Genomic DNA, 3,865 nt, shown 5'->3' with positions numbered 1-3,865 from the left:
CACCGAGACACCCAAGTTGTCCGGAGGCGTACCCACCAGGACGGTGGCGGGTGCCGTTGCATCCCAGTTGAGCGTTGCAGCTCGCGACAGCATGTCCGATCCCGTGTCGCCCCGGACCACGGCGTCGACCACCAACGCCTCGAGCCGTGTGTCCCAGGCCCCGCGAGATTCTGCGGCACTGGCATAGACCGACGCCGCTGCGAACCCCAACTCGCGGCCGTATCGCAGGACAGCCTCGGTCAGCGCGACGAGCTGTTGGTCGTTGCGTGCCAGCGCGGGCAGCCACTGTTCGAAGAACTCCATCGCGACACGGACCATGTCGACCGTCTGACGCAGCGTCAGCCGACGGGCCAGATCTTGCGGAATGACCTGGAATGCATCGAGGCTGAACCGGATATCGCTCTGCGGGTTCTTCAGCCATTCCAGGAAGTTGTCCACCGCGGTCTGGATCAACAACTGCACACTTGCTCGCTGTGCCGCGTCGAGACCACCGAAGAACGGCAACTGATCCTGCATGGCCGTCACGGCCTCCGTGGACAACCGACCGGAGAACTGCTTGACGCGCCGCAGTAGGGCGTCAGGCAGCGGATCGCGCTTCTGTCGTGCAGGCGTGAGCGCCTTGACCGGCAGATGAACCTCGTTGTCGGTGATGTAGCTGTCGCTGACGTACCCGTCGCGATCGGAACCGGAACGCTTACCGTCCAGGTTCTTGTCCTCCGTCACTCCGCAGGCTCCGCTCTGGTCTCTCGGGTCACTCCGCAGGCTCCGCTCTCGTGTCGACCATGAGAAAAACCTACGCCCGCCCACCGATGCCCGAGAAAACGGACACCAGTGGACGGGCGAGGTTCGTCACCGAAGTGGCTACGCAGAACCAGTGTCGGCGAACGACGTGGGAGCAGCAGTCACGTCGTCGATCTTGTACTTCTCCGCAGCTTCGACTGCTTTGGACTTGTCGATCTCGCCGGACGCAGCCAGAGCCGACAGGGCGGCGACGACGATCGATTCCGCATCGACGTTGAACACACGTCGCGCAGCCGGACGGGTGTCGGAGAATCCGAAGCCGTCGGTGCCGAGCGTGACGTAATCGCCGGGAACCCACTGACGGATCTGGTCCGGAACCGCACGCATCCAATCCGAGGACGCGATAACCGGGCCGTTCGCATCGGCCAGCGCCGAGGTGACGAACGGAACGCGCTTGTCGGCACCGGGGTTGCGAAGCGACTCCCGCTCGGCGTCGACACCGTCGCGGCGCAGCTCGCCCCACGACGTCACCGACCACACAGCCGAACGCACGCCCCACTCCTCGAACAGCAACTCGCGAGCCTTCCGGGCAGAGACCATGCCGACGCCTGATGCCAGCAGTTGTGCCTCCGGTCCGTCGCCGTCCTGCGGGGCTGCGAACCGGTAGATGCCCTTGAGCAGACCCTCGACGTCGAGGTTCTCCGGCTCGGCCGGCTGCACGTACGGCTCGTTGTAGAGGGTGATGTAGTAGAAGATGTTCTCGCCGCCGAAACCTTCTACACCTTCGGTGCCGCCGTACATCCGACGCAGACCGTCCTTGACGATGTGCGCGATCTCGTACGAGAACGCCGGGTCGTACGCGACTGCAGCCGGGTTGGTCGACGCCAACAGCAGCGAGTGACCGTCGGCGTGCTGCAGACCCTCACCCGTCAGGGTGGTGCGACCTGCCGTGGCACCGAGTACGAATCCGCGGGCCATCTGATCGGCTGCGGCCCACAGACCGTCGCCGGTGCGTTGGAAACCGAACATCGAGTAGAAGATGTACAGCGGGATCATGACCTCGCCGTGGGTGGCGTACGAGGTGCCGACCGCGGTGAACGACGATGTCGAACCGGCCTCGTTGATGCCCTCGTGCAGGATCTGGCCGACCGAGCTCTCCTTGTAGGCGAGCATCAGTTCCGAGTCCACCGAGGTGTACAGCTGGCCGTTACGGTTGTAGATCTTCAGCGACGGGAACCACGAGTCCATACCGAACGTGCGGGCCTCGTCGGGAATGATCGGCACGATGCGGTGGCCGATCTCCTTGTCGCGAAGAAGTTCCTTCATCACCCGCACGAGCGCCATCGTGGTGGCGACTTCCTGCTTGCCCGAGCCCTTGCGGAGCGTCTTGTAAGTGTCGTCGCTCGGCTGCGGAAGCGGCTTCGCACTGACACGACTCTCGGGGACGAAACCGCCGAGCTTGTTGCGACGATCGAGCATGTACTGGATCTCGGGAGCATCCGCACCGGGGTGGTAGTACGGCGGCATGTAGGGATCCTTCTCGAGCTCCTCGTCGGAGATCGGGATGTGCTGGATGTCCCGGAAGGTCTTGAGGTCGTCGAGCGTCAGCTTCTTCATCTGGTGCGTGGCATTGCGGCCCTCGAAGTGCTTGCCGAGGGTGTAACCCTTGATGGTGTGCGCAAGGATGACCGTCGGCTGACCCTTGTGCGCCATCGCCGCCGCGTAAGCAGCGTGAACCTTGCGGTAGTCGTGGCCACCGCGCTTGAGGTTCCAGATATCGGCGTCGGACAAGTCCTTGACCAGTTCCTTGGTGCGCGGATCGCGACCGAAGAAGTTGTCACGTACGTAGCCACCGTCGTTGGCCTTGTACGTCTGGAAATCGCCGTCGGGGGTGGTGTTCATCAGGTTGACGAGCGCGCCGTCGCGGTCCGCGTGCAGCAGTGCATCCCACTCGCGTCCCCACACGACCTTGATGACATTCCAGCCTGCGCCGCGGAAGAACGACTCCAGCTCCTGGATGATCTTGCCGTTGCCGCGTACCGGGCCGTCGAGGCGCTGCAGGTTGCAGTTGACGACGAAGGTCAGGTTGTCGAGACCTTCGGTCGCGGCCACATGTGCGAGGCCGCGCGATTCAGGCTCGTCCATCTCGCCGTCGCCGAGGAACGCCCACACATGCTGATCGGTGGTGTCCTTGATTCCGCGGTCGTTCAGGTAGTGGTTGAAACGCGCCTGGTAGATGGCGTTCATCGGGCCCAGGCCCATCGACACTGTCGGGAATTCCCAGAAATCCTGCATCAAGCGCGGGTGCGGGTACGACGGCAGTCCGCCGCCCTCGTGCTCGTGGCTCGCTTCCTGACGGAAGCCGTCCATCCGCTCGGCCGGGATGCGGCCTTCGAGGAATGCGCGTGCGTAGATACCGGGGGAGGCGTGGCCCTGGATGAAGATGTGGTCGCCACCGCCCGGGTGGTCCTTGCCGCGGAAGAAGTGGTTGAAGCCGACCTCGTAGAGCGCTGCGGAAGACGCGTACGTCGAGATGTGACCCCCGACGCCGACGCCGGGGCGCTGCGCGCGATGCACCATGATCGCGGCGTTCCATCGGATCCACGCGCGGTAGCGGCGTTCCATCGATTCGTCGCCGGGGAACCACGGCTCGTTTTCGGTGGGGATGGTGTTGACGTAGTCGGTCGACGTCAGCGACGGCAGTGCCACGCGGCGTTCGCCGGCGCGCTCGAGCAACCTGAGCATCAGGTAGCGAGCGCGGTTGGGGCCCGACCTCTCCAACAAGCCGTCGAAGGATTCGATCCATTCGTTGGTCTCGTCATTGTCGATGTCGGGCAGATACGATGCGACACCCTCGCGGATGACGCGTACCCGACCGTCAGAGCCGGTAGGCCCGCTCGGCTTGCCGGCAGTCTGTGTGTTCTGCCGATCGTCCTGGTTCAACTCGGACAACGTGTGTACTCCTCAATGTGGCGGTCGCTCGGTGTGGCGGCCGTTCCATGCAACTCGCGCTCTGTGACGGCGGGCCGCGTTCCTCATTCCGGTGATTCTCCTCAATTCTCCTACAGATGTATCGCGGAGGTCGGACAGAGTCCCAATACCCACCAGTAGAAATTTATGTACG

Annotated in this window: 1 protein-coding gene and 1 pseudogene; both read right to left on the bottom strand. The window is 63.8% G+C overall.

Annotated elements, in window-relative coordinates; genetic code table 11:
* Positions 1–630, bottom strand: a pseudogene (locus tag A2J03_RS14035) (PucR family transcriptional regulator); the annotation flags it as partial.
* 231 nt (positions 631–861) lie between these two features.
* On the bottom strand, positions 862–3,693 hold the full coding sequence (aceE, locus tag A2J03_RS14030; protein WP_068374905.1) for a pyruvate dehydrogenase (acetyl-transferring), homodimeric type: 2,832 nt from the start codon (positions 3,691–3,693) through the stop codon (positions 862–864).
* Between the last annotated feature and the right edge of the window lie 172 nt (positions 3,694–3,865).

Source organism: Rhodococcus sp. EPR-157 (assembly GCF_001647195.1).
Taxonomy (GTDB): domain Bacteria; phylum Actinomycetota; class Actinomycetes; order Mycobacteriales; family Mycobacteriaceae; genus Rhodococcoides.
The sequence above is the reverse complement of the archived record's forward strand: the minus strand, read 5'-3'. Positions and strand labels throughout refer to the sequence as shown.